27 protein-coding genes and 1 tRNA gene are annotated in these 26,059 nt (G+C 63.4%); 13 read left to right on the forward strand and 15 right to left on the reverse strand.

Annotated elements, in window-relative coordinates; genetic code table 11:
• Window positions 1-31: 31 nt before the first annotated feature.
• The 6 genes from E4K65_RS17190 to aroA form a co-directional block, all read right to left on the reverse strand.
• The gene (locus E4K65_RS17190) at window positions 32-424 is read right to left on the reverse strand and encodes a LapA family protein (protein ID WP_135175184.1); all 393 of its coding nucleotides are present in this window, start codon (window positions 422-424) and stop codon (window positions 32-34) included.
• Between the two features lie 71 nt (window positions 425-495).
• Entirely contained in the window at window positions 496-801 is a 306-nt protein-coding gene (locus E4K65_RS17195; RefSeq protein ID WP_008539997.1) for an integration host factor subunit beta, read from the reverse strand.
• Between the two features lie 171 nt (window positions 802-972).
• Window positions 973-1,953: a signal peptide peptidase SppA gene (sppA, locus tag E4K65_RS17200; RefSeq protein ID WP_135175185.1), complete on the reverse strand. Its 981-nt coding sequence runs from the start codon at window positions 1,951-1,953 to the stop codon at window positions 973-975.
• 335 nt (window positions 1,954-2,288) lie between these two features.
• Window positions 2,289-3,995: a 30S ribosomal protein S1 gene (gene rpsA / locus E4K65_RS17210; RefSeq protein ID WP_027546860.1), complete on the reverse strand. Its 1,707-nt coding sequence runs from the start codon at window positions 3,993-3,995 to the stop codon at window positions 2,289-2,291.
• Window positions 3,996-4,263: 268 nt separating this feature from the next.
• Entirely contained in the window at window positions 4,264-4,902 is a 639-nt protein-coding gene (cmk, locus tag E4K65_RS17215; protein ID WP_092190353.1) for a (d)CMP kinase, read from the reverse strand.
• On the reverse strand, window positions 4,899-6,236 hold the full coding sequence (gene aroA, locus E4K65_RS17220; protein ID WP_167770878.1) for a 3-phosphoshikimate 1-carboxyvinyltransferase: 1,338 nt from the start codon (window positions 6,234-6,236) through the stop codon (window positions 4,899-4,901). Before aroA ends, cmk begins: the two co-directional genes overlap by 4 nt.
• 161 nt (window positions 6,237-6,397) lie before the next feature.
• Here aroA and E4K65_RS17225 point away from each other — a divergent pair, with 161 nt between their 5' ends.
• The 3 genes from E4K65_RS17225 to E4K65_RS47260 all read left to right on the forward strand — a co-directional run bounded on the left by E4K65_RS17225 (window position 6,398) and on the right by E4K65_RS47260 (window position 7,387).
• Window positions 6,398-6,805, forward strand: coding sequence for a TIGR02300 family protein (locus E4K65_RS17225; RefSeq protein ID WP_025576686.1), 408 nt, complete (start codon window positions 6,398-6,400; stop codon window positions 6,803-6,805).
• A 99-nt stretch (window positions 6,806-6,904) separates the two neighbouring features.
• Window positions 6,905-6,980, forward strand: a tRNA-Ala gene (locus tag E4K65_RS17230).
• 170 nt (window positions 6,981-7,150) lie between these two features.
• Entirely contained in the window at window positions 7,151-7,387 is a 237-nt protein-coding gene (locus E4K65_RS47260) for a GIY-YIG nuclease family protein (protein WP_167770879.1), read from the forward strand.
• A gap of 12 nt (window positions 7,388-7,399) precedes the next feature.
• Here the strand turns inward: E4K65_RS47260 and E4K65_RS17240 are convergent, their stop codons facing one another.
• On the reverse strand, window positions 7,400-7,858 hold the full coding sequence (locus E4K65_RS17240; RefSeq protein WP_025576684.1) for a MarR family winged helix-turn-helix transcriptional regulator: 459 nt from the start codon (window positions 7,856-7,858) through the stop codon (window positions 7,400-7,402).
• A gap of 154 nt (window positions 7,859-8,012) precedes the next feature.
• Here E4K65_RS17240 and E4K65_RS17245 point away from each other — a divergent pair, with 154 nt between their 5' ends.
• The 8 genes from E4K65_RS17245 (at window position 8,013) to E4K65_RS17280 (ending at window position 15,533) form a co-directional block, all read left to right on the forward strand.
• Window positions 8,013-8,438, forward strand: a complete 426-nt coding sequence (locus E4K65_RS17245; protein WP_011083560.1) for an organic hydroperoxide resistance protein — start codon at window positions 8,013-8,015, stop codon at window positions 8,436-8,438.
• 207 nt (window positions 8,439-8,645) lie between these two features.
• Window positions 8,646-9,851 carry a CaiB/BaiF CoA transferase family protein gene (locus tag E4K65_RS17250; protein WP_135175187.1) on the forward strand — a complete coding sequence of 402 codons (1,206 nt, stop codon included), beginning with the start codon at window positions 8,646-8,648 and terminating at the stop codon, window positions 9,849-9,851.
• A 372-nt stretch (window positions 9,852-10,223) separates the two neighbouring features.
• A complete protein-coding gene (ugpB, locus tag E4K65_RS17255) occupies window positions 10,224-11,540 on the forward strand; it encodes a sn-glycerol-3-phosphate ABC transporter substrate-binding protein UgpB (protein ID WP_135175188.1) in 1,317 nt (438 codons plus the stop codon).
• Between the two features lie 48 nt (window positions 11,541-11,588).
• A complete protein-coding gene (gene ugpA / locus E4K65_RS17260) occupies window positions 11,589-12,470 on the forward strand; it encodes a sn-glycerol-3-phosphate ABC transporter permease UgpA (protein WP_135175189.1) in 882 nt (293 codons plus the stop codon).
• The gene (gene ugpE, locus E4K65_RS17265; protein WP_135175190.1) at window positions 12,470-13,318 is read left to right on the forward strand and encodes a sn-glycerol-3-phosphate ABC transporter permease UgpE; all 849 of its coding nucleotides are present in this window, start codon (window positions 12,470-12,472) and stop codon (window positions 13,316-13,318) included. The genes ugpA and ugpE overlap by 1 nt, the downstream gene beginning before the upstream one ends.
• 6 nt (window positions 13,319-13,324) lie before the next feature.
• Entirely contained in the window at window positions 13,325-14,410 is a 1,086-nt protein-coding gene (locus tag E4K65_RS17270; RefSeq protein WP_135175191.1) for a sn-glycerol-3-phosphate import ATP-binding protein UgpC, read from the forward strand.
• A 373-nt stretch (window positions 14,411-14,783) separates the two neighbouring features.
• Window positions 14,784-15,209 carry an Hsp20 family protein gene (locus E4K65_RS17275; RefSeq protein WP_014438749.1) on the forward strand — a complete coding sequence of 142 codons (426 nt, stop codon included), beginning with the start codon at window positions 14,784-14,786 and terminating at the stop codon, window positions 15,207-15,209.
• Between the two features lie 51 nt (window positions 15,210-15,260).
• Window positions 15,261-15,533: a BQ00720 family protein gene (locus E4K65_RS17280; RefSeq protein WP_011083553.1), complete on the forward strand. Its 273-nt coding sequence runs from the start codon at window positions 15,261-15,263 to the stop codon at window positions 15,531-15,533.
• Window positions 15,534-16,432: 899 nt separating this feature from the next.
• Here the strand turns inward: E4K65_RS17280 and E4K65_RS17285 are convergent.
• Entirely contained in the window at window positions 16,433-16,939 is a 507-nt protein-coding gene (locus E4K65_RS17285) for a GNAT family N-acetyltransferase (protein ID WP_135175192.1), read from the reverse strand.
• 488 nt (window positions 16,940-17,427) lie between these two features.
• Between E4K65_RS17285 and E4K65_RS47265 the strand changes: the two genes are divergently transcribed.
• Entirely contained in the window at window positions 17,428-17,592 is a 165-nt protein-coding gene (locus E4K65_RS47265; RefSeq protein ID WP_167770880.1) for a hypothetical protein, read from the forward strand.
• 290 nt (window positions 17,593-17,882) lie between these two features.
• Here E4K65_RS47265 and E4K65_RS17290 read toward each other — a convergent pair whose 3' ends face one another.
• The 3 genes from E4K65_RS17290 to E4K65_RS17300 are packed head-to-tail and all read right to left on the reverse strand — an operon-like array spanning window position 17,883 to window position 21,447.
• Window positions 17,883-19,421, reverse strand: a complete 1,539-nt coding sequence (locus E4K65_RS17290; protein WP_135175193.1) for an AMP-binding protein — start codon at window positions 19,419-19,421, stop codon at window positions 17,883-17,885.
• A gap of 55 nt (window positions 19,422-19,476) precedes the next feature.
• The gene (locus E4K65_RS17295) at window positions 19,477-20,607 is read right to left on the reverse strand and encodes a DUF5938 domain-containing protein (protein WP_135175194.1); all 1,131 of its coding nucleotides are present in this window, start codon (window positions 20,605-20,607) and stop codon (window positions 19,477-19,479) included.
• Window positions 20,608-20,643: 36 nt separating this feature from the next.
• A complete protein-coding gene (locus E4K65_RS17300) occupies window positions 20,644-21,447 on the reverse strand; it encodes an SDR family NAD(P)-dependent oxidoreductase (RefSeq protein ID WP_135175195.1) in 804 nt (267 codons plus the stop codon).
• 279 nt (window positions 21,448-21,726) lie between these two features.
• Here E4K65_RS17300 and E4K65_RS17305 point away from each other — a divergent pair, with 279 nt between their 5' ends.
• Entirely contained in the window at window positions 21,727-22,365 is a 639-nt protein-coding gene (locus E4K65_RS17305) for a TetR/AcrR family transcriptional regulator (RefSeq protein ID WP_135175196.1), read from the forward strand.
• Between the two features lie 144 nt (window positions 22,366-22,509).
• Here E4K65_RS17305 and E4K65_RS17310 read toward each other — a convergent pair whose 3' ends face one another.
• From E4K65_RS17310 to rpoN, 4 genes are all read right to left on the reverse strand, one after another.
• Window positions 22,510-23,565: a tetratricopeptide repeat protein gene (locus E4K65_RS17310; RefSeq protein WP_235885659.1), complete on the reverse strand. Its 1,056-nt coding sequence runs from the start codon at window positions 23,563-23,565 to the stop codon at window positions 22,510-22,512.
• Window positions 23,566-23,724: 159 nt separating this feature from the next.
• Complete coding sequence (ptsN, locus tag E4K65_RS17315) at window positions 23,725-24,186, reverse strand: PTS IIA-like nitrogen regulatory protein PtsN (protein WP_135175198.1); 462 nt, start codon at window positions 24,184-24,186, stop codon at window positions 23,725-23,727.
• A 221-nt stretch (window positions 24,187-24,407) separates the two neighbouring features.
• The gene (gene hpf, locus E4K65_RS17320) at window positions 24,408-25,019 is read right to left on the reverse strand and encodes a ribosome hibernation-promoting factor, HPF/YfiA family (RefSeq protein WP_135175199.1); all 612 of its coding nucleotides are present in this window, start codon (window positions 25,017-25,019) and stop codon (window positions 24,408-24,410) included.
• Window positions 25,020-25,175: 156 nt separating this feature from the next.
• On the reverse strand, window positions 25,176-26,059 hold an 884-nt coding region (rpoN, locus tag E4K65_RS17325), incomplete at its 5' end, for an RNA polymerase factor sigma-54 (protein ID WP_135175200.1).

Genomic DNA, 26,059 nt, shown 5'->3' on the forward strand with positions numbered 1-26,059 from the left:
CGGAAAGCAGGGTTTTCGGTTGCGGCCGCTTCTACAACGTCGCGCGCTGCTTGTCTCGCCCGACGGGCCCGTAAAGGCCCACCCCGACGGGGGCGGGGAGGCGCTGGGAATCGGGCTTCGCCGCGACCGCCTGGGACCGCAAACCGGCCAGTTCGGTCCGGGCGCTGCGCGCATCCGCCTCATGCCGGCGGGCCGCGCGGCGCCAGTGCCGCTGGCCGAACCAGACGGCGCAGCCGCCGGCCAGGACGCCCAGCGCCGCCACCAGGATCAGCAGCACGAACAGCGGCAGCGTGACCGACAATGCCGGGTCGTCGGAGACAAAAGGATCGAGGGAGACCGTGACGAAATGCCGGTTGGAAACGGCGAACACCACCAGGATCAGACCCAGCGGAATCACGATCAGCGCGGTCAGGAACTTTCGCATCTCGCTTCGCTCGCCTTGAATCAAGCCTCCGGCCGCATCGCTCGCGACCGCGGGAAACCCTGACGCCGGCCTTAGTCTGCCGCGCCGGGATCCGGATGGTCGCGGTTCAGCCGCTCGCGCATTTCCTTGCCGGTCTTGAAGAACGGAACGCTCTTCTGATCGACCGGCACATGGGCGCCGGTGCGCGGATTACGCCCGGCGCGTGCAGGGCGATGCTTGACCGAGAAGGCACCGAAGCCGCGCAACTCGACGCGGTCGCCGCGTGCGAGAGCCGCTACGATCTCTTCGAGAATCGCATTCACAATGTTCTCGACATCCCGCTGGTACAGATGCGGGTTGTGCTCGGCGATACGCTGAACAAGTTCGGATTTGATCATCGAGAGATAGGACCCGGAAGCGTGCGGATGACCATTTCCGTGAAAATACCGTGATCTGTCAAGACGCTAAATCAAGGTTGAGCGTCGTGAAAATGCGTGACAAATGCCAAAAAAGCAGGCTGCCCCGACACTCGCCGGACGCGAAAACCCTCAATTGCTCGCTCGCCCCCGTCAGTTTGACGCAGCCGGCTGCCACAAGGCGAGCATTCCATCCATTCCGAACCGGTCGACGGCCTGCGTGACGCCGGTTTGCCCGATTTGATGCGCAATCGAGCCCAAACCCAGCGCTTCCAGCGTCACGGCGGCAGCAGTCTTGAGGAACGGCAGGTCGCCGAAGCGCGTCTGGAGCTTGTAGTCGCGTACCGAAAGCCCCTTCTTGACGCCCTTCTGCTCGACCAGCCAGGTCACTGCAGTCTTCTCGTCACCGATCTGGTCGATCAGCTTGAGATCGATCGCCTGGCGTCCGGTGAAGACGCGGCCGTCGGCCACTTTCTCGAGCTGCGTGTCGTCCATGCCACGCCGTTCCTTCACCAGTCCCTTGAACCAGGCGTAGGAATCCCTCACCAGCGCGTCGAGCGCGGCCCGCGCCTCGGGACTGGTCGGCTCAAAACCGTTGGGCGCGGCCTTCAGCGGCGAGGATTTTACCTCCTCGACCTTGACGCCGATGGTCTTCAGGAGCTCGGTGACGTTGGGGTACTGGAACAGCACACCGATCGAGCCGACCAGCGAGCTCTGCTGCGCGATGATGTGGTCGCTCGCGATCGCCGTGATGTAACCGCCGGAGGCGGCGAGACCCTCGACCATGACGACGAGCGGCTTCTTCGCCTTGAGCCGGACAAGCGAGTCGTAAAGCTGCTCGGAGCCTGCGGTGGTGCCGCCCGGCGAGTTGATGTGGACGATGACGGCGGCAGCCTGCGAATTCTCCAGCCGCTCCAGCGCCTGCGTGCGATCGGAATCGCTGCGGATCAGGCCCTCGATCTGGACCCGCGCAATCGAGCCGGCGGATGCGAAGGTGCCGCGCGCACCGGGCGTCGCGATCAGTGCGAAGCCCGCAATCGCCGCGATCGCGATCAGCGCGGCCACGACACGCCAGAACGTCAGCTTGCGGCGGATCCTGCGGCGATCGACGATGATGTCCGAATCGAGCGACATCGGAATATCTCCAATGAAAGACCCAGGCGCGTTGTGCCGTCACGGCGTGACCAACGGCTTATCTGGATACATCAATTGCGGCGCAATTTGAAGAAAACAAGGCTGGTGCCCTGGTGGGGGCCCGGACGCCGCCACACACTCAAGTGTCGTCCCGGCGAAGGCCGGGACCCATAACCACAAAAGGTAATTTGGCGAAGACTCTTCGTTCGGTACTCCTACCGCCCACCATCGATAGATCACGCGGTATGGGTCCCGGCCTTCGCCGGGACGACGATCGCAACAAAAAAGCCCCGGCTCGCGCCGGGGCTTTGATGTCAGCGAAACGAGCGTTTCGCTTACTTGCTGTCGCGGTTCTTGAGCGCGGTGCCGAGGATGTCGCCAAGCGTCGCACCCGAATCGGAGGAGCCGTACTGCGCGATGGCTTCCTTCTCTTCGGCGACTTCGAGCGCCTTGATCGACACCTGGACCTTGCGGGCCTTCTTGTCGAACTGGATCACGCGGGCATCGACCTTCTCGCCGACGGCGAAGCGTTCGGCGCGCTGGTCGTTGCGGTCACGGGCGAGCTCCGAGCGCTTGATGAAGGTGGTAAAGTCGGTACCGGCGATCTTCACCTCGATACCGCTCTCCTTCACTTCGAGCACTTCGCAGGTCACGACCGCGCCCTTCTTGACATCGCCCGGCTCGGCGAAGGGGTCGCCTTCGAGCTGCTTGATGCCGAGCGAGATGCGCTCCTTCTCGACGTCCACATCGAGCACCACGGCCTTCACCATGTCGCCCTTCTTGTAGTTGTCGATCACCTGCTCGCCCGGAAGCTTCCAGTCGAGGTCGGAGAGGTGGACCATGCCGTCGACGTCGCCCTCGAGACCCAGGAACAGACCGAACTCGGTCTTGTTCTTGACCTCGCCCTCGACCACCGAACCGGTCGGGTGACCTTCGACGAAGACCTCCCAGGGGTTGCGCATGGTCTGCTTGAGGCCGAGCGAGATGCGGCGCTTGACGGAATCGACTTCCAGCACCTGCACTTCGACTTCCTGCGAGGTCGAGACGATCTTGCCGGGGTGCATGTTCTTCTTGGTCCACGACATCTCGGAGACGTGGATCAGGCCTTCGATGCCCGGCTCGAGCTCGACGAACGCACCGTAGTCGGTGATGTTGGTGACACGGCCGGTGAAGCGGGCACCCAGCGGGTACTTGGCTTCGATGCCCTGCCACGGATCGTCCAGCAGCTGCTTCATGCCCAGCGAGATGCGGTGCGTCTCGTGGTTGATCTTGATGATCTTGACCTTCACGGTCTGGCCGATCGAGAGCACCTCGGTCGGATGGTTGACGCGGCGCCACGCGATGTCGGTGACGTGCAGCAGGCCGTCGATGCCGCCGAGATCAACGAACGCACCGTAGTCGGTGATGTTCTTGACCACGCCGTCGATGACCTGACCCTCTTCGAGGTTCTGCACCAGCTCCTGACGCTGCTCGGCGCGGGTCTCTTCCAGCACCGTGCGGCGGGAGACGACGATGTTGCCGCGGCGGCGGTCCATCTTCAGGATCTGGAACGGCTGCGAGTTGTTCATCAGCGGCGCAACGTCGCGGATCGGACGGATGTCGACCTGCGAGCGCGGCAGGAAGGCCACGGCACCGTCGAGGTCGACGGTGAAGCCGCCCTTGACCTGGTTGAAGATGACGCCGTTGACCTTCTCGTTGTTCTGGAACGCCTTCTCGAGCTTGCCCCAGCTCTCTTCGCGGCGCGCCTTGTCGCGCGACAGCACGGCTTCGCCGAGCGCGTTCTCGATGCGATCGAGGAACACTTCCACCTCGTCGCCGACCTTGATCTCGCTGTCACGGCCGGGGCCGGAAAATTCGCGCAGGGCGACGCGGCCCTCGGTCTTCAGGCCGACGTCGATGACGGCCATGTCCTTTTCAATTGCAACCACCTTGCCCTTGACGACGGAGCTTTCCTGCAGGTTGCCACCTGCGAAGGACTCGTCGAGCATCGCGGCGAAATCGTCGCGCGAGGGGCTATAGGTATCAGCAGAAGTCGAAGCCATTTGTTCTCCAGTTGCGGATGTCTTGCCGGCCGTTGGGTTCATGGGCGCATCGCACGCGCAGTGTCGGAAGGTCCGCAAGACCTTCGAGCGACCGCTTGCTGCCCCGGCCTGGCACCGGAACGGCGGAAGCGGGCCGGCTGAGGCCCGCGCGTTCGATACGTGGAAATCTTTGTCCGGAGCCTGGATCGCACCGGTCCCGAAACAGGCGGACCGGGGGTATCGACCTCAAAGAGCGGGAGCGGGCGCTTCCTCCAATGACGGCTGCGGCTTAACCCCGCGACCGGCCCGCTCGGACGGCCTCGATAATGTCGATGGCGGCCCGGACGCCGCCTTCTATATCCAGTTGGGAGTTATCTAGCAAGTAAGCATCGGGGGCAGGTTTCAGCGGTGCAATCGGCCGGTTCTTGTCGCGTTCGTCGCGCTGGATGATGTCGGCGAGCACGGCCGCCTCGTCCGCCTCCTCGCCCCGCGCCTTGGCCTCCATGGTGCGGCGGCGGGCGCGAACCTTGGGGTCCGCCACGACAAAGATCTTCACGTCGGCATGAGGGCAGATCACGGTTCCAATGTCCCTGCCGTCCAGCACCGCCCCCGGCGGATCGGCGGCGAATTGCCGCTGGAAATTGACCAGGGCCTCGCGAACCCTTGGGATTGCCGAGACGATCGAGGCGCCCTCGCCGACCTTCTGGGTCTTCAGGGCAGGATCGCCGAACTTTTCCGGATCCAATTCCAGCGCCGCCGCGACCGCAGCCGCCTCGTCGCGGAGATCATGACCCGATTGCATCAGGGCGTAGGCGACCGCGCGATAGATCACGCCGGTATCAAGATGACGATAGCCGTAATGATGAGCGAGACGCTTGCCCAGCGTCCCCTTGCCCGAGGCCGCGGGCCCGTCGATGGCGATGATCATGAAAACTCGGCCCCAAGCGAACGCATCATCGGAATGAAGTCCGGGAAACTGGTGGCGATGAAGGCGGTGTCGTCGACGGTCACCGGCTGGTCGGAGGCGCAGCCCATCACCAGCGCGGACATCGCGATGCGATGATCCATATGGGTGGCGACGAGGCCGCCACCCGGAACGTGACCGTGGCCGTGGACGATCAGATCGTCGCCGGAGACCTCGACCTTGACGCCGTTGACGCGCAGCATCTCGGCGGTGGCCTCCAGGCGGTCGGATTCCTTGACGCGCAGCTCTTGCAGGCCGCGCATGATGGTCGTGCCTTCGGCGAAGGAGGCCGCCACCGCCAGCACGAGATATTCGTCGATCATCGAGGGCGCGCGCTCCGGCGGCACCTCGACGCCGCGCAGCTTTGACGCGCGCACGCGCAGCTGCGCCATCGGCTCGCCGGCATCGCCGCGCACTTCGCTCTCCTCGATCGAGGCGCCCATTTCGCGCAGCGTGGTGAACAGGCCGGTGCGCAGCGGATTGGTCATGACATCCGACAGCACGACATCGGAGCCCTCGGCGATCAGCGCCGCAACAACCGGGAAGGCCGCCGAGGAGGGATCGGCGGGCACCACGACATTGGCGCCATGCAGCTCGGGCTGGCCTTTGAGCGTGATGCGGCGGCCGTGCAGGCCCTCCTTCGTGGAGGTGATGTCGGCGCCGAAGTGCTTCAGCATCAGCTCGGTATGGTCGCGGCTGGCCTCGTTCTCGATCAGCGTGGTGATGCCCGGCGCCGCCAGGCCCGCGAGCAGCACGGCGGATTTGATCTGGGCCGAGGCGACCGGGGTCTTGTAGGTGATCGGCAGCGGATCGCGCGCGCCCTGGACGGTCAGCGGCAGACGGCCGCCCTCGCCGCCGGAGACGACCCTGGCGCCCATCTTCTCGAGCGGGTCCAGGATCCGGCGCATGGGACGGCTGCGCAGCGAGGCGTCGCCGTCGAAGACCGCCGAGATCGGGCAGCCGGCGACGGCGCCCATGACCAGCCGGCAGCCGGTGCCGGAATTGCCGAAATCCAGCGCCGCCTTGGGCTGGGCGAAGCCTGCCACGCCCACACCCTGCACCTTCCAGGCGAAATCGCCGGTGCGCTCCACGCTGGCGCCCAGCGCCTGCATGGATTTGGCGGTGTTGAGGACGTCCTCGCCCTCCAGCAGGCCCGAAATCCGGGTCTCGCCGACCGCGAGCGCGCCCAGGATGAGGGCGCGGTGGGAGATCGACTTGTCCCCGGGCACCCGTACTTTCCCGGTCAGGGGACCGTTTGCGCGCGAATGAAGCGGCCTCGGTTGGTCGGAATGGGTCAAGATTGTGTCCTTGAATGTGCCCCGGAGAGCTGGGGCGCAGGTACCACATGGTCCGCGCCCCGTCACCGGCATGTCTTTCTCCCGTAATGCGCTATTGACAGCGGGCCGCCAACTAGCCAAGTGAAACACCGCTTTTCAGACATTCCCAGGATTCCTCTGCCGTGGCCAAGTCCGAACTCGGAACCAAACGTATTTGCCCGACCACGGGCAAGAAGTTCTACGACCTCAACAAGAATCCGGTGATCTCGCCCTATACCGGCGAAGTGGTCCCGATCGCGCCCGTGGCGCCGGCCCGCGTGCCTCGTGGCGCCGAAGCCCGCCACGCGGCCGCCGCCGACACCACGCCGGAGCCGGCAGAGGTCGAGGAGGTCTCGCTCGAGGAGGCCGATGCCGAGGAGAACAGCGGCAAGGTCAAGGCGGTCGTGCCCGAATCGGAGGACGATATCGAGGTCGACGAGACCCTCGATGACGACGATGACGATGATTCGACCTTCATCGCCGACGAAGAAGAGGGCGATGAGGACGTGACCGACATCATTGGTGATGTCGGAGGCGATGAAGAGACTTGAGATCAGCCCTGATCTGTGAAAAAGGGTGCACCGCGCGAGTCGCCTAGGGCTCGCCGGCCGGGACGGATCCCCCAGGATCCTCCCCACTGGAAGACTTAAGGGGCCATAGCTCAGCTGGGAGAGCGCTTGCATGGCATGCAAGAGGTCGGCGGTTCGATCCCGCCTGGCTCCACCAGCCTTCGCTCGCTTCGCGAGCTTCGGCTGGGCAAGCCAGCCCTGCTCTCTCGTAGCGAAGGGAGCGAAGGCTGTCCCGCCATAGCCCGAAGGGCGACGGCGGACTTGGGCAAACTCCCAATCGTATCCCTAGACTGGTCTTGTATCCTGCCCGCATGGGGAGGATACGGGATGAAGTACGTCTACATTCTTGAAAGTCTCGATTCCGAGCACTTCTACGTCGGCGTCACCGACGACCTGCGTGCCCGCTTGGCGAAGCATAATGCCGGCGAGGTGCCGCACACGTCGAAATTTGGGCCTTGGCTAATCCGGACCTATTTCGCGTTCGACGACGCCGCACGCGCTGTCGCGTTCGAGCGATACCTGAAATCGGGTTCGGGACGCGCTTTCGCGAAGAAGCACTTCTGATCGTCTAACCCCCTACTCCCCAATCACCGCATTGAGCCGATCGCGCAGCGCGACGATCTCGTCTTTCATCGCCACCAGCTCCGACACCGAGCAATCCGACGCCGCCAGGATCGACTGCGGCACGGCGCGCGCCTTGTCCTTCAGCGCGTGGCCCTGCGGGGTCAGCGCGATCAGCACCTGGCGTTCGTCCTCGCGCGAGCGTGTGCGCTTGACGAGGTGCGCGGCCTCGAGGCGCTTGAGCAGCGGCGTCAGCGTGCCCGAATCCAGGAACAGCTTTTCGCCGATGTCCTTGACCGGCACATCGTCGCGCTCCCACAGCACCAGCATCACCAGATATTGCGGATAGGTCAGGCCGAGGCGGTCGAGCAGCGGCTTGTAGACGCGGTTGAAGGCGTGCGCGGCCGAATAGACCGCGAAGCAGATCTGGTTGTCGAGGCGCTGCGGGTCCAGCGCCGATAATTTCCGAGGCATAGCGAATCTCACGCGGTTTCCTCCATTCTGGGACCGGCCGGCCGGACATTCAATTGCGAACAATTAAATGTGAGGCATGCAAATTTCAATTGCGCGCAATCTAATTGCTTGCGATACACGCGTCGTCCCAACCGGAAGACCTGAGGAGACGAAAATGTCCGTGAACGTCCTGTACAAGACCAGCGCAAAAGCCACCGGCGGCCGCGACGGCCATGCCGCGACCCTCGACGGCGCGCTCGACGTCAAGCTCACCACGCCGAAGGAACTCGGCGGCGGCGGCGGTGCCGGCAACAATCCCGAGCAGCTGTTTGCGGCCGGCTACGCCGCCTGCTTCATCGGCGCGATGAAGTTCGTGGCCTCGCAGGGCGGCCCGAAGGTTCCCGCCGACGCCGCCGTCACCTCGACCGTCGGCATCGGCCCGCGCTCGGAAGGCGGCTTCGGCCTCGACATCGACCTCGCCGTCTCGCTGCCGGGCCTTGCCCGTGCCGAGGCCGAAGCGCTGGTCGCCAAGGCGCACCAGGTGTGCCCCTATTCCAATGCCACGCGCGGCAATGTCGACGTTCGCCTGACGGTCGTCTGATCGAAAATGCGGATTGGCTGGCCCGGGATCCCCCTCGGGCCGGCCGCTTCCGCTTGATTAGCCGGATCCTGTTTTGCCAGATCCTGTTTTGCCATGCCGCGGGATTGACGCGCGGTGGTGCATGCGGCCCTACGCAACAAGCCATTGCTGGCGCAAAAAAACCTCGCTAGGCCTGTGACCAACGATCGACACAGGGGAAGCGAAGGCATGAGTTCTGAAGCCGTTACGGGTGCAATGAGCGGACTGCGCGTCATCGATCTCACGCGCGTGCTCGGCGGTCCCTACTGCACCCAGATCCTCGCCGACCATGGCGCCGACGTGATCAAGGTCGAGCCGCCCGCCGGCGACGAGGTGCGCGACTGGGGCCCTCCCTTCCACGACGAAGACGCGGCCTATTTCATCGGCATCAACCGCAACAAGCGCTCGATCGGCCTCGACCTCGCCTCCGAGGGCGGCCGCGTCGTGCTGCTGAAGATGCTGGAGACCGCCGACGTCCTGATCGAGAATTTCAAGCCGGGCACGTTGGAGAAATGGGGCATCGGCAACGAGGTGCTGCGCGAGAAATTCCCGCGCCTCGTGCATTGCCGGATCTGCGGCTTCGGCGCCGACGGCCCGCGCGGCGGCAATCCCGGCTATGACGCCATCATCCAGGCCATGACCGGCATGATCGCGGCGACCGGCTCGCCCGAGAGCGGCCCGATGCGGATCGGCGTGCCGCTGGTCGACATCACGACCGGCCTCTATGCCGCGATCGGCATCCTGATGGCGCTGTCGGAGCGGCAGCGCTCGGGCAAGGGCCAGTTCCTGGAGACCACGCTGTACGAGACCGGCCTTGCCATCATGCATCCGCACACCGCGAACTATTTCATGCATGGCAAGCCCCCTGGCCTGACCGGCAACGAGCATCCCAACCTCGTGCCCTACGCGATCTTCCCGACGAAGACCGACAACATCTTCATCGGCGTCGGCAATGACGGCACCTTCAGAAAGCTCGCCAAGGAGATCGGCAAGCCCGAACTCGGCACCGATCCGCGCTTTGCCCGCAACAAGGACCGCATCGCCAATCGCGAGGCGCTGCGCGCCGAGCTGGCCGCCGTGTTCAGCCAGCACGAGGCCGAGCCGCTCTGCAATCGCCTGCTCGCGGCGGGCCTGCCCGCAGGCCCGGTGCAGAAGATCGACCAGGCGTTGACCAACCCGCACACGATCGCCCGCGGCGATGTCATCGAGAAGGATTGGTACAAGGGCGTGGCCTCGCCGATCCGGCTCGATCGCAGCAAGCCGAGCCTGCGCCGGCTGCCGCCGAAATTCAGCCAGCACGCGGCGGAGGTGCTGGGCGAGTTCGGGTATTCCAAGGCCGAGATCGACGCGATGGTCGAGAAGGGCACCGTCTGCGGCCCCGAGCGCAAGCGCTGAGATAAAGACGAAGATCGAGCGTCGGGGCAGGTGCACTCCGTCTCCCGCTTGCGGGAGAGGGAGTCTCTAGATGGGACAATCCCCAGAGGAGCGAACCCTCACCCACGCCTTCGGCGCGACCTCTCCCGCAAGCGGGAGAGGTATTCGAACCCGCGGCCTCGCCAGCCCCACATCATCCAATGCCGCACTGCGGCGCGAGCACGCATGTGCAGCGCGAATGGAGGAGGCTGCCCGCGGCGTCTTCGCCTATTTGACAGCTTCCCTTTTCCCGCGCTTGCCGCTTTCGTTTCGGCCGCATACACAGTCATGTGAACGTCATATGGCGCTGCTAGCGCAAGCGCTTCTTATTGACGGGCAAGGGAGGTTTTCTTGATGGCTCTTCGACACTTTGGGGCGGCTGCCGCATTTGCAATCACGGTCGGCATGTCGGCCTCTCCGGCCTTGGCCGTGACCGAAATCCAGTGGTGGCACGCGATGACCGGCGCCAACAACGACGTCATCGTCAAGCTTGCCACCGACTTCAACGCGTCGCAGAGCGACTACAAGGTCATCCCGACCTACAAGGGCAACTACCCTGATACGATGAACGCGGGCATCGCCGCGTTCCGCGCCGGCAATGCCCCACACATCATGCAGGTGTTCGAAGTCGGTACCGCGACCATGATGGCCGCGACCGGTGCGGTGAAGCCGGTCTACAAGCTGATGGCCGAGGCCGGCGAGAAGTTCGATCCCAAGATCTACCTGCCCGCCATTACCGGCTACTATTCGACGTCGAAGGGCGAGATGCTGTCGTTCCCCTTCAATTCGTCCTCGACCGTGATGTGGGTCAACCTCGACGAACTCAAGAAGGCGAACGTCGAGATCCCCAAGACCTGGCCCGAAACGTTCGAGGCCGCCAAGAAGCTGAAGGCTGCGGGTCATGACACCTGCGGCTTCTCCGGCTCTTGGGTCACCTGGGTCAATCTCGAGCAGCTCTCCGCCTGGCACAACGTGCCGCTCGCCAGCAAGGCCAACGGCCTCGACGGTTTCGACACCGTGCTGGAGTTCAACGGCCCGCTCCAGGTCAAGCATCTCGAAACCCTGGTCGAGCTCCAGAAGACCAAGACTTACGACTATGCCGGCCGCACCAACACCGGCGAAGGCCGCTTCACATCAGGCGAATGCCCGATCTATCTGACCTCGTCGGCGTTCTTCGGCAACGTCAAGGCGCAGGCCAAGTTCGCCTTCACCGCGGTGCCGATGCCGTACTATCCGGACGCCAAGGGCGCGCCGCAGAACTCGATCATCGGCGGTGCTTCGCTCTGGGTGATGGGCGGCAAGTCGGCCGAGGAATACAAGGGCGTCGCGAAGTTCCTGACCTTCCTCTCCGACACCGATCGCCAGGTCTACATCCACAAGGCCTCGGGCTATCTGCCGATCACCAAGGCGGCCTACGCCAAGGCGAAGGAAGAAGGCTTCTACAAGGATCAGCCTTATCTCGAGACCCCGCTGCTCGAGCTGACCAACAAGGAGCCGACCGAGAATTCGCGCGGCTTGCGTCTCGGCAACATGGTTCAGCTGCGTGACGTCTGGTCGGAAGAGATCGAGCAGGCGCTGGCCGGCAAGAAGACCGCCAAGCAGGCGCTCGACGCCGCCGTCGAGCGCGGCAACACGATGCTGCGCCAGTTCGAAAAGACCGCCGTGAAGTAGGCATCGAAGCGGCAGGCCGCGACCCGGCCTGCCGCTTCCCATGACATCATGCAAAAGCAAGCCATTTTCCAGTCAAAGCTATTACCCTACGCGCTGGTTGCGCCGCAGCTCGCGATCGTCCTGATTTTCTTCTACTGGCCCGCCCTGCAGGCGGTGATCCAGTCCTTCCTGCTCCAGGATGCCTTTGGTCTGTCGAGCACCTTTGTCTGGTTCGAGAATTACATCGAGCTGTTCAAGGACCCCGCCTATTTCGAGGCGATCGTCCGGACCTTCTTCTTCTCGTTCGCGATCGCCGTGTCGTCGCTGTCGTTCGCGCTGCTGCTCGCCGTGATGGCCGACAAGCCGCTGCGCGGCTCGATGCTCTACCGCACGCTCTTGATCTGGCCCTATGCGGTCGCGCCACCCGTCGTCGGCGTACTCTGGATCTTCATGCTGCACCCCTCGCTCGGCGTGCTGTCGCGCTATCTGCGCGGAATGGGCGTCGACTGGAATCCGCTGCTCGACGGCGACCAGGCGGCGGCGCTGATCATCCTCGCCGCGGCATGGAAGCAGATCTCCTATAATTTCCTGTTCTTCCTCGCCGGCCTGCAAGCCATCCCGAAAAGCGTGTTCGAGGCCGCCGCGATCGACGGCGCCCGTCCGATGCGCCGGTTCTGGACTGTGACCTTCCCGCTGCTGTCGCCCACGATCTTCTTCCTGCTGGTCGTCAACATCGTCTACGCCTTCTTCGACACCTTCGGCATCATCGACACCATGACCCGCGGCGGTCCCGGAACATCGACGGTCACGCTGGTCTACAAGGTCTATTCCGACGGCCTGCTCGGCGGCAATCTCGGCAGCTCGGCGGCGCAGTCGGTGATCCTGATGGTCATGGTCATCGTGCTGACGGGAATCCAGTTCCGCTTCGTCGAACGCAAGGTGACCTACTGATGGTCGAGGACGAGGGTATCAGGCGCTACGTCGCCCACGCCATTCTCTGGATCGGGATCGCGATCGTCGCATTCCCGGTCTACATCGCGATCGTCGCCTCGACCCAGGACAACGCGCTGATCGCGAACGGACAGATGTCGCTGCTGCCGGGCGGACATTTCTTCGAGGTCTACTACCAGACTATCTTCGTCGGCACGAGCGGCTCGACCCGCGAGCCCGTCGGCAACATGATGCTGAACTCGCTGGTGATGGCGCTGGCGATCGCGATCGGCAAGATCGCGATCTCGATCATCTCGGCCTATGCGATCGTGTATTTCCGCTTTCCGTTCCGGATGGCGATCTTCTGGATCATCTTCATCACCTTGATGCTGCCGGTCGAGGTGCGCATCTACCCGACCTACAAGATCGTCGCCGATCTGCACATGCTCGACAGCTATGCCGGCCTGTCGCTGCCGCTGATCGCATCGGCCACCGCAACGCTGCTGTTCCGGCAGTTCTTCATGACCGTGCCGGACGAACTGCTGGAGGCCTCGCGCATCGACGGCGCCGGCCCCTTGCGTTTCTTCTGGGACACGCTGCTGCCGCTGTCGCGCACCAACATGGCGGCGCTGTTCGTGATCCTGTTCATCCTCGGCTGGAATCAATATCTCTGGCCGCTGCTCATCACCACCCGCGACGACATGCAGACCATCCAGGTCGGCATCCGCAAGATGATCACCACCACCGACGCGCTGACCGAATGGCCGATCGTGATGGCGACCGCCGTGCTGGCCATGCTGCCGCCGGTGTTCGTCGTCGTCGCGATGCAGAAGCTGTTCGTGCGCGGACTGGTCGAGACCGAAAAGTGAGTTTTCATGGCTAACGTCACCCTGCGCAACGTCCGCAAGACCTACACCGGCGGCTTCGAGGCCATCAAGGGCGTCAACGTCGATGTCGCCGACGGTCAGTTCTGCGTGCTGGTCGGTCCCTCGGGCTGCGGCAAGTCCACGCTGCTGCGCATGGTCGCGGGGCTCGAGACCGTCACCGGCGGCGAGATCGACATCGGCGGCCGCGTCGTCAACCAGATCGAGCCCGCCGATCGCGACATCGCGATGGTGTTCCAGAACTACGCGCTCTATCCGCATATGAGCGTCTACAACAACATGGCCTACGGCCTGCGCAACCGCGGCATGGCCGAGACCGAGGTCAAGTCCCGGGTCGAGGAAGCCGCGCGCGTGCTCGAGCTCACATCGATGCTGGAGCGCAAGCCGCGCCAGCTTTCCGGCGGCCAGCGCCAGCGCGTCGCCATGGGCCGCGCCATCGTGCGCCAGCCAAAAGTGTTCCTGTTCGACGAGCCGCTCTCCAATCTCGACGCCAAGCTGCGCATCGCGATGCGCGTCGAGATCCGCAAACTGCAGCGCCGGCTCAACACCACGTCGATCTACGTCACCCACGACCAGCTCGAGGCGATGACGCTCGCCGACGTTCTCGTGGTGATGAACGGCGGCCAGGTCGAGCAGGTCGGCAATCCCCTGGCGATCTACGAGAAGCCGGCGACGACCTTCGTCGCCTCCTTCATCGGCGCTCCGCCGATGAATTTGATGTCGACGCGCGCCGACGAAATCAAATCGCAGCTCAATGGTGCTGCGACGGAGGCCGGAATCCTCGGCATCCGCCCGGAGGATTTCGTCATCACCGACCAGACCCCGGCCGGCGGCGTCGCACTTCCGCTCACCGTGGAAGCGATCGAGCGCGTCGGCGCCGAAACCTTTATCTACGGTTCCCGCGAGCAGGAGGAGCAGCGCGTCGCGGCCACGCCCGGCGAGCTGCCGCCGGGCGAGGTCATCGTCCGCATTCCCGGAACCGAGGCGCCCGCCATCGGCGCGAGGATCCGCGTCGCCGCGATACGGCCGAAGCTGCACCTTTTCAGCGGCGACGGGCGGACGCGGCTGGAGGCCTGACCGGTTCCGAGGGGCCCCTCGATCAAAAACCGCGAAAACAACCCCATGCACAGTAGAAGGGGCTTGTTTTTGTTGAGGAAATCACACCGCTATTCGTCATGCCCGGGCGTGTCCCGGGCATCCACGTTCTTGGTGCCGCGAGGAAGGTCGTGGATGGCCGGGACATAGGCGAGCGGAAGCGACGCCGTCCTGCAGACGGCTATGCCCGGCCATGACGATCAGGAAGCAAGGCCTGGCGACCGTGGAAGCACTGAATCCACAGCCCCCCGCTACGTCCTTGAACCGACACGGGGTTATGACCATATTGCTGACCAAGGGGCGCCGCTTCCGGGCCCTGAAATGCCAAAGTCGCTTCGAGAGGACTTTGTAAACTATGTCTCGTGTTCCCACGTTATCCAGTCCGTTCCTTCTGGGCTTCGACGAGATCGAGCGCGTGCTCGATCGGGTCGTCAAAGGCGCCGACGGTTACCCTCCCTACAATATCGAGAGGTGCGACCGGTCGGACGGCCAGCCCGAGCGTTTGCGCATCACGCTGGCGGTCGCCGGATTCACCCGCGACCAACTCGATGTAACCATTGAGGAAAACCAGCTCGTGATCCGCGGGCGACAGCAGGACGACAAGACCCGGCAATACATCCATCGCGGCATCGCCGCGCGCCACTTCCAGCGCACCTTCGTGCTGGCGGAGGGGATGCTCGTGCTGGGAGCGGATCTGAAGAACGGGCTGTTGTCGGTCGATCTTGCCCGGCCTGAACCGGAGAGAATCGTTAAGACAATCGCTATCAATGAGCACGAATAATGGAACGAGTAGCGGACTCGACCGCTTAGTTTCTGTGAAGGAGTCGAGACCATGAGTGAAGGTCACGTTGCGTTCGAATACGAAGCCAAGAACGTCTCTCCGGAGACGCTGGCAACCCTCGGCGAAGGCCATATCGCCTATGTGAAGCAGATCCGCTCCGAAGACGTTCCGGGCCTGTTTCCCGAGGCTCCGAAGATTGCGCCGGGCCTCAAGCTCTTCGCACTCCACGCCGCCGACGGCACGCCGATCATGCTGACCGACAGCCGCGAAGCCGCGGTTGCGAATGCCTGGAGCAACGAGTTGCAGGCGGTGAGCGTGCACTGAGCGTACGCGCGCGCAGTCGTTGCGCGGTTGACGAATTCGAATACGCGGGCATGCCTCGAGGCGGCCCGCGTTTTTTTGCGCCCGCCAGATGACGAGCCCTCGCGCGATGAGGGTGTGTCTTCCTGAAGCTGTCGCTTCAGCTCCCGACATGCTGATTCATCCCCGCAACCGGACAAAGAAACCCGGCCGCGGCACGTCAGCTAAAGGCCAACAGACGACACTGCAGGCGTTGTCTGATATGAGCACGCCGATGGAGATGAGCTAGGGTTGATCGTATGTTCCGCGAACTGCTGCGCGACGTTCTTCATTTGCTGATGTTTGCGGACTTCGGATGCGCTGTCGTAGTTTTCGCTCTTGGAGTCGGGACCGCGTTCTTCAGAGCCGGCGAGCGGTGGGATCGGCGCGGCAGCCTGTTCTCACTCCGGCACCCTCACCCTAGCCAGTTCTCAAGGGAGTACTACGCTTCGTGGCGCAGATCAGTATGGCTGGGCGTTGCATTCCTAGCGTTGGTGGCCGTAGGGGCATTCTGGATATGGCTCGACATGCTTATCGCAGCTTAGGCAGGATGCAGACAGGCCTACACATATCAAGGTTGCCTGTGGCCGCTCGTCCTCGCAGCTGAGCTTGGGCGTTCCGCCGCACGTTGTATCGGCGCCTGAGGTCCGCAATGGGTCAAAAGCGACGGTCAGCGCAAGGCCCCGATGCGTCGGGTCTTCCCCAAAATAGCGGAAGTGCTGGTGGCTCCTGCGGCATTCAGCTTCGGGCCAATTCCGGACCTCGGTGACCAGGGTCAACTTCCGCAATCAGCCCCGGCGCAGACAATCGAAACGTCACGAAAGTAACGGTTGCAATAAAGCGCAATCGCGGTAGTCGCCCTCAACAGCCGCTTTTTGCCAGGATTATTCCAATAGATCCTTTGCCATAAGAACACTGTCGTAGTAGCGACCGTCTTGCTTTAGTGCGTTCTTCTCCACGCCGTACTCCAGAAAGCCCTGCCTCGCGTACAGGTTTCGTGCTTGCTCATTGTCTCGCACGACGGAGAGTTGGATGAGCTCAACCTGTTCACGTGCGAGATCACATATCGCTTCAACTAGCCGGCGACCGACCGAGGCCTTCCTTGCGCCAGGTCGAACGTACATTCCCCAAAGTATGCCTTTGTGCGCACTTTTCTGGCCCTGCTGGACAGCGAAGACGGCAACGGCGACCAGCTCTGCGTTACGGAACGCGCCGAGCATTGTAGAAGCGCCGAGCCGATCCGAGAACCAACTCAGAGGTTGTGCATTTTCGACCTCGAAAGTACTACCGAACGCTTCCGGGTTAGCCTGGAGGGCCTCCAGCCGAATGCCCCGATATAGAACGGCGTCGATTTGTACGAGGCGGCGTATCTCAATGCGGTCGGCGCTCATCATTCGTCCTTGGCAGCCGGAGTAAAGAAAGGCTCAACAAAGCCATTCCTTACATGTCGAACAAAATAAAACCATTTGTTCTGCGACATCATGTTTTGGCGAGACCGGCTTGTGGCCGGGGACGACGTCAGCTTCGGGTCACGAGCCGCAATACCTGCGGTGAGCAAATCAAGTCGGCTCTGCCTCCGACAACAGACCTCAGCAAGACCCCCTGCAATTGTCACGATGGGCCAATAACAGACACCGACAATATGTGATGTTTCTTGTTCGGCGATAGCATTTGCCGGGGCCTCACGCTCTATGCGTAGGTTGAGAGCTGAGGGGCTGTAAAGGATCACGCAGAACGCCTGCGCGTGATGAAGCAACCTTCACGAGAACTTGAGATTATATCTACCTCAAGGGTAATGCCGCTATATTGAACGAGACGGCACGCCCGAGTACCCCTGATGTGCCAGCGACTAATTCAACCATCAGGAGAGGATCTCAGAATGCCCGACTTGTTGCGTGTCAAAACCACGGCTGGAAGCACCAAAACTTACGAAATTGGCAATCTGCCAACTGTGGTCACGATTGTCGGCATCATCGTCTCGTTAGGCAACCTAGCTGTCGCCCTGGATACCCATTTCCATTGGTTTAAATCGGTGGTGTTCTAAGTAGCCTAGAGACGACTAAGGGCTGTAAGTGGGCAACAAAATTGGTCGATCAAAAGAACCCCTCATCGGGCAACGCGGGGTTTCAAGGGGGATGCCTTGCCCTGTGTCGGTTACGGGTTCATTTGCAAACATTCCCGAACTAGCGACCCACGTCCGGTCCGCCCCTCGTAGCGGGCATAGCGTCCCCAGGCCAGGATTTGAAACCCAGCAGAGAGATTTAACGCCTGCGTTAAGTCGACGGGGTTGAGTCGGCACTTCGAAAGCGGACGTTATTTCTATGAGTACAAGGCTCACTCGCCCGAGCGATCCGCCAGCCGCGCGCGGATGTCCGGCTTCAGCACCTTGCCGACCTTGGAGCGCGGCAGATCGTCCCAGACTTCGATCTGCTTGGGTGTCTTGACGCTGCCGATCCGCTGCTTGACGAAGGCCGCCAACGCCGTCGCATCGACGCTCTGGCCGGCGCGGGGCTGCACCACGGCGACGATCCGCTCACCCCATTTCTCGTCCGCCAGCCCGATCACGGCGCAATCCTGCACCGCCTCATGCGCCCGCAGCGCGTTCTCGACTTCGATCGAGTAGACGTTGAACCCGCCGGTAATGATCATGTCCTTGGCGCGATCGACGATATAGAGGTAGCCGTCGTCGTCGATGTAGCCGATGTCGCCTGTGTGGTGCCAGCCATGCGCGGAGGCCTCCGCCGTGGCCTCGGGATTCTTGTAATAGCCCTCCATCACCAGCGAGCCGCGGACCACGATCTCGCCGCGGGCGCCAGTCGGCAGCAAATTGCCGTCGCCATCCATGATGCCAGCCTGCACCAGCGGGCTGATCCGCCCGGCCGAGGCGAGACGCTCCATCGCGATCGTGCCGTCGGCATTGTAATGCTCGCGAGGTGCCATCATCGAGATCATCATCGGCGCTTCGGTCTGACCGAACAACTGCGCCATCGGCCCGATACGCCGCAGCGCCTCCGCAAGCCGCGCGGCCGAGATCGGCGCCGCGCCGTACCAGAAGCATTGCAGAGACCCGAGCTTCGCGGAGTCGAGCTTCGGATGATCGAGCAGCATGTAGATCACGGTCGGCGGCAGGAAGGTGTGCGTGACACGGTAGCGCTCGATCAGATCGAGGAATTCGGCGATGTCGGGGTGATGCATGATCACGATGCGGCCGCCCAGCGCCATGATCGGGAAACACAGCACGCCGGCCGCGTGGGTCAGCGGCGCGAGCGCGAGATAGATCGGGCGGCCCTTGAAGGGATAGCCCATCAGCGTCAGTGCCGTCATGGCCTCGATGTTGCGGCCCGACAGCATGACCCCCTTCGGCTTGCCGGTGGTGCCGCCGGTGCCCGGAAGCATCGCGAGATCGTCGATCGTCTCGCGTTGATAGCGGTCGTCGGCGAGGCCGGCGAGCCAGCTGTCGAACGAAGGCGCGAAGGGTAACTCGGCATCGAGGCAGACGAGGGCGCGCAGCTTTGGCAGCTCCGCGCGCACCGCCTCGACCATTGGCGCGAAGCTCGAATGAAACAGCAGCAGGCTGCAGTCGAATTGGTCGAGGATGATCCGGTTTTCGGCCGCCTCGTTGCGCGGATTGATCGGGCACCAGACCGAGCCGGCGCGGGAAATGCCGAACACGCAGGCAAACGCGACCGGATCGTTGCCGGAGAGGATTGCGACCTTCTCGCCGGCAGCAATTCCCGATCGCGCGAGCCCGCGCGCAAACCGGTAGCTCAGCCGCTGCACCTCGCCATAGCTGAGGTCGCGTCCATCCATGGTGAGGCACGGCGCGTCGCCGCCGAGCGAGGCACCTTTGTCGAGATAGTCGATGAAGCGCATGTTCGCTCCCGAAGCGGCAGCGGGTGACGCGGAGGACCGCGCCACCCAGATTGACCTAATCGTGCACGGTCAGAACAGGCTTGCTGACGAGCCCGAAGCTGCGCAATTGCCCGAGCAGCTCGTGATGGCCGAACGCCTGGCAGCCAGAGGCGAAGCCCACGCGCTTGGGTGGCTGCTGCAACAGGTGCGCCGCGGCATAGGCCTGCAGCAAGCCGGTCTGCTTGTAGTTGCTGTTGCCGTAGATGATGCAGTGCGCGCGCCCCAACGGGCCGGAGGCATGCACCGAATCCAGCGACTTGTTGACGCGCGGGTTCTCGCGCGGCGGCATGGTGTTCATCACGCCGGCAGCGGTCTGCGCCAATGCGGCGTAGCGGTCGTCGGGGTTCATGTCCTTGGTCGCCTGCAGCGCGGCGGCGACGATCTGCGGCACGCCCAGCATCAGCGCGCGGTTGAACACGCCGCCCAGCACCTTCACGTTGGCCACGCGCGGATCACGCTTGAACCACACCGGATGCGAGGTGCCGCCCCAGGGCAACGCCAACGCCAGCTCGTGCTGGCCGGGGATGGCGAGGTTGTAGAGGCCGGCATCGGGCTGATGCTCGACGTACTTGTTCTGCTCCAGGTAGTAGGCCTTGGCCATCGCGGCGTTGACCAAAATGGTCTGCGTCGATGCGATGGTCGGGCTGCCACCCCAGAACACGGCGACGTCAAGCGTGTCGAGGCCAGGCGTCTCCAGGCAGAGCTGAGCTGCGATCTCGCCGGTCGTGTACATCTGCGCGATGCCCGGCGCCAGCAGCAGGCCGGCATTGGCGAACTTCGTGCCCCACTCCTGCTCGAGCGTGATCAGCCAGTCCTGCTCGCCGGTGGTGTCGGTGTAGTGACACTTGGAAGCGAGGCAAGCCTGCACCACTTCGCCGCCGAACTTGGCGAAGGGACCCACGGTGTTGAGCACCACCGAGGCGCCGTTGAACAATTCAGTCAGCGCAGCCACGGTGTGCGGCACCTTGACCACCTCGTAGTCGGCGGTCTCGATGCCCGCGACATTCGACTTCATCGCGGCGTTGAGCTTCTCGTTGCTGCGGCCGGCGGCGATGAAGGGGATGTTGTATTCGCGTAAGTATTCACAGACCAGCCGGCCGGTATAGCCGGAAGCGCCATAGACGATGACGGGCTTCTTCTCGCTCATTGCGTTCCTCCGAAATGCTTGTTGTCGGCCTTGTCGTTACATGCCCATGCCGCCATCGACCGGCAGTCCGATGCCGGTGATGAAGCGCGCCTCGTTCGAGCACAGGAACACCGCGGCATCGCCAATGTCCGTGACCTCTGCGAGACGGCCGAGCGGGGTTTGCTCCACCACCGAGCCGACTGCGGCGTTGACGTCAGCCGCGAGCCCGACCTTGACGATGTCGTTGGCGAGCTGCATGCCCATGTCGGTCGGGATCAGGCCCGGATAGATGCAGTTGACGCGCACGCCGAAACCAAGCTTGCCGGCTTCCATCGCTCCGACCCGCGTCATGCGGTCAACCGCGGATTTGGTGCCCGAATAGACCGCGATGCTCGGGAAGGCGATCGTTGCCGCAACCGAGGCGATGTTGACGACGGCGCCGCCCTTGCCGGCCGGCCCGCCCGGGCGCATGGCACGGAAGGCGTGCTTCATGCCGAGCACGGTGCCAACGATATTGACGTCGCACATCCGCCGCGCGTCCTCGGCCTTGACCTCGGAGATCAGCGACGTGATCTCGATGCCGGCATTGTTGATCAGAATGTCGTAGCCGCCGAGGGTTGCGACGGTCTTGGCAACCGCCCGCTCCCATTGAGCGTCGTCGGTGACGTCGAGCTGGACGAAGTCCGTGGCGACGTCTTCCTTCGCGATAGCGGCTGCGCTGGCGCGGCCGGTCTCTTCCAGGATGTCGGCGATCATGATCGAGGCGCCGGCTCGCGCCAATGCCTGCGCGATGGCCGCGCCGATCCCTCGGGCACCGCCGGTGACCAGGGCTTTCCTGCCTGCAAGGCTCTTCCCACTCATGACGCACTCCTCCGTTGCTGGTGATCGATTCGTGCTGCGCCAATCGGCGCGCACCAGGTCGATGGGCGCAGGCCTTTCGGCGGCACCCAGCGAAGCGTTCCTCCATGGCCGGACGTCTTGACGACTGTCCAAATTCTTGATGCGAAGCTCCGCCAGAATCTTGACACTTGTCAAGAACGAATTTGACAGTTGTCAAAGGAAGTGGTTGTGAGGGGATGGCGCATTCCGCGGTCGACGCGGTAGAAGTCCTTGAAAGAACGGGACTGAGGAAGGGACGAGATGGCGCGGCAGGTGACGGGGGCGGCCCGGCGTGTGGCTGATGCGGCCGAGGTGCTGCGCGACGAGAAATTCAACGCGCGGCGCATCGAGCTTGCCGAGGCCGCGCTCGAAACGCTTGGAGAGCTCGGCTTCGCACGCACCAGCCTGCGCGAAATCGCGCAGAACTCGGCATTCACGCACGGCGTGTTCCACTATTATTTCAGCGACAAGCTCGACCTGATCTGCTGCTGCGTCCGCCACTACAAGGCGAAGTGCGTGACGCGATATGACGAGGTCGTCGCGACAGCAACGAGCCGCGACGAACTGACGGAGGGGTTCCTCGCCAAGCTCGCAGCAACGCTGCAGAACGAAGCCCGGATGCACCGCCTTTGGTACGACCTGCGCTCGCAGGCGATGTTCGAGGCGGCGTTTCGCAAGGATGTACTCGAGATCGACAAGAGCCTGGAAGCGATGATCTGGCGCATCGCCTCCCGCTATGCCGAGTTCGGCGGCAAGCGGCCGGCGTCGTCGCCGGCCGCGCTCTATGCGCTGTTCGACGGTCTATTCCAGAGTGCGCTGCTCAAGCACCTCGCGGGTGACAAGACGGCGATTCCCGAACTGCTCGACGAAGTCCGGCGCCTGCTGCCGACGGTCTGCTGAAGCAAACGAGCGGCGCCAACGAAGGTCAGGCATCGTCATTGCGAGCGCAGCGAAGCAATCCAGAATCTTTCCGCGGAGACAGTCTGGATTGCTTCGCTGCGCTCGCAATGACGGAGTATGAGGCAGCGGCGAGCGCTACTGCCATCACTTCAGAAAGCCAAGCCCTTCGCGGGCCGTGTCGTAGGCCCATTTGTCGCTCAGTGGCAGCGCGAGCACGCTGTTGAAATCCGCGCGCGCGTGTTTGGCGTCGGACATCATCATGTAGAGGAGGCCGCGATTGGCCAAGATCTCCGGGTTTTTGGGATCGAGCCGAAGCGCCTCGTTGAAGTCGGCGAGCGCACGCATGTGCTCTCCGATTTCGCGGAGCGCACCGGCGCGATAGCTATAGGTCTTCGCATTTTCCGGCTGCAACCGGATCACTTCGTCGAGATCGGCAATGGCTCGGCGCATATCACCCTTCTTGAGCCACGCGGGGGCGCGGGCGCTGTATGCCTTCACGTAAGCGGGTTTGATCCGTATCACTTCATCCAGCTCGTGGATGCCGCCGTCCATGTCGTCCTTCCTCAGGAGGGCGATAGCCCGACAATAGTGACCGCCGGCGGCATTGGGCTCGAGACGGACCGCGTTGCTGCAGTCGTCGAGCGCCTGGTCTGTCTCGTCCTTGTCGAGATGGACGAGGCCACGCAGCTCATAGGGCCATGCGGCGGCCGGATTGCGACGCATCGCCTCCTCGTAGTCGGCGACGGCATGGTCGTAGTCGTCCTTCGCCCCGTACGACTGTCCACGGATCACGAGGGCCCGATAGGCTTGCGCGGGATCGCGCTCGATGGCCTCGGTGAGGTGCGTGATCGCCAGATCGTAGTCGCGCTTGTTGAAATGCTCGATGCCGCGCCAGGTATAAGGCGCCCCGTAATTTGGATCGAGGCGAATCGCCTCGTTGAAATCCGCCAGGGCGAGATCCCGCTCGCCCTTGACGGAATAGGTGAGCCCCCGGCACTGATAAGCCCGCGCGAAATTCGGATCGATCCGTATCGCCGCGCTGCAATCCTCGAAGGCATGATCCCTGTCGCGCTTGTTGAAGTAGGCTTCGCCGCGCTTTTCATAGGCGGCCGCATTGCTCTGGTCTGTGGCGATGATCCCGGTCGTTTCCGCGATGATGCGATCGTTCGACGCATCGTCGGCACGGGCCGCGGCCGTCACGGCGATGGAGAGAGAGCAGAGCAGACCGAAGACGCGCCCTGTCGAACCGCAACTCATGTCTCAAAATCCCCGGATCGAACACGAATCCTCGGGGACGACATCGCGGCCCCGGCTGCGAGATAAGTCGCAGACAGTGCGGCTCGGGTTCGAATGGGGGAGCTACGCCGCGCTCGCCGGCGGCAGTGCGAGCACCGAATAGATCGCCTGGGCGTCGCGCGAGGCGCGGAGCTTCTTGGCGATGTCCTGGTCGCGCAGCAGGCGGGCGATGCGGGCGAGCGCCTTGAGATGGTCGGCGCCGGCGCCTTCGGGGGCGAGCAGCAGGAAGACGAGATCGACCGGCTGGCCATCCATCGACTCGAAATCGATCGGGCGGTCGAGGCGCGCGAACAGGCCGAAGATCTTTTCCAGCTTGGGCAGCTTGCCGTGGGGAATGGCGACGCCGTAGCCAACCGCGGTGGTGCCGAGCTTTTCCCGTTGCAGCAGCACCTCGAACACGGAGCGCTCGTTCTGCCCGGTCAGCTCGGCAGCCTTGGCCGCGAGTTCCTGCAAGGCCTGCTTCTTGCTGTTGACCTTCAATGCCGGGAGAATCGCCTCGGGTGCGACCAGATCGGTAATCGGCATGGAGGGTTTCCGAGGTGAATTAAACCGTCAGGTTCCGAATTGGCCAGCTTGGAGAGAACCACGCCGGGCCGGCGTCAAGAAGGTGAAGCAGGAGGGGGACTTAGCCCCGGTCCTGATGTGGGGCGCTTCTACTCCAACGCAATCCCGGTGCCAACTCCTGCGTGCGGCTTTGCCCCGGTCATTGTTAAGGCCTGCGGATCGTACGGGGCCCGAATCCGGCCCTAACCGCCCACTTTGCCATCTGCCTTGCCTCCGGGCGGGTCGATCCAGCCCACATTGCCGTCGGCCCGGCGGTAAATGATGTTCACCCGGCCGCTGGAGCCATGCTGGAATACCAGGCAGGGTGCCCCGCTGAGGTCGAGTTCCATGACGGCTTCGCTGACCGAGAGCTGCTTCAGGGAGGTGGTTGCCTCGGCGATGATCACCGGGCTGTAGCCGGTGACCTCGTCCTCGTCCTCACCCTCGCCCGGCGCCTCCAGCACGTAGCTGGTGGCATCCATGGCGGCGAGCGCGGCGGAGGCGACATGGGCCTTGCGGGCCGAGCGGTCCTTGAGCCGGCTCTTGTAGCGCTTGAGCCGCTTCTCGATCATCACGAGGGCCTGGTCGGCGCTGGCATAGGCATCCGGCGCGTTCGAATCGGCCTCCAGCGTAATTCCCGAATCGAGATGCAGCGCGCAATCGGTCCGGAAGCCGAAGCCATCCTTGCTCAGCGTGATATGGCCGGAATAATTGCCGTCGAAATATTTGCGCAGGACCTCTTCGGTCCGGTCGGAGACGCGGCCGCGCAGGGCGTCGCCGACACTGACGCTCTTTCCCGAAATGCGGAGAGTCATGTGAACCTCATCTGGTTAGGTTCTTGTCTGCGCGTGATCCATGCGGACAACCACTGCACGTTTTGCGCCAGCACGGCCCTCCGGGTCCTGATCATGCGCACGCATGGATCGGTCTCGATGGGAGGTCGAGAGTAGCGCGATTTGGCGCCAGCGCAATCAGGCCGGCTCAGGGTTGCGCGAGCGATCGGACATTGCGGTAGAGAGGACGTTACCAAGAGCGCTCTGCTTGTCGCGGCGGCGTTGCACCGAGGATGGAATGCGCATGGCTTCGCGGTACTTCGCGACCGTGCGGCGGGCAATATCAATGCCCGAGGCGCGTAACCGTTCCACGATGGTATCATCCGACAGGATCGCAGCCGGCGCTTCCGAATCGATCAGCTGCTTGATGTGGTGGCGCACGGCTTCGGCCGAATGCGCCTCGCCGCCGTCGGCCGATGCGATCGAGGCGGTGAAGAAATATTTCAGCTCGAACGTGCCGCGATTGGTCGCCATGTATTTGTTGGCGGTGACGCGCGACACCGTGGATTCATGCATCTGGATGGCGTCGGCGACGGCTTTCAGATTCAGCGGCCGCAGATGCGCGACGCCGTGGGTGAAGAAGCCGTCCTGCTGGCGCACGATCTCGGTTGCAACTTTCAGGATCGTGCGGGCGCGCTGGTCGAGCGCGCGCACGAGCCAGGTGGCGTTCTGGAGCGCGTCGGTGAAATAGGACTTGTCGCCGTCCTTGCCGATCTTCTTCGACAGCTCGGAATAGTAGGTCTGGTTGACCAACACGCGCGGCAAGGTGTCGCTGTTGAGCTCGACATGCCAGCCGCCGTCAGGTCCCGGGCGGACATAGACATCCGGCACCATGGTCTGCAAACGCGCCGAGCCGAACTTCATGCCGGGCTTGGGGTTGAGACGGCGGATCTCGCCGATCATGTCGGCGATGTCCTCGTCGTCGACGCCGCAAACCTTGCGCAAGCCCGCGATGTCGCGCTTGGCGAGAAGATCGAGATGCTCGACCAGCGCCTGCATCGCGGGATCGTAGCGGTCGAGCT

Source organism: Bradyrhizobium niftali, assembly GCF_004571025.1.
Classification (GTDB): Bacteria; Pseudomonadota; Alphaproteobacteria; order Rhizobiales; family Xanthobacteraceae; genus Bradyrhizobium; species Bradyrhizobium niftali.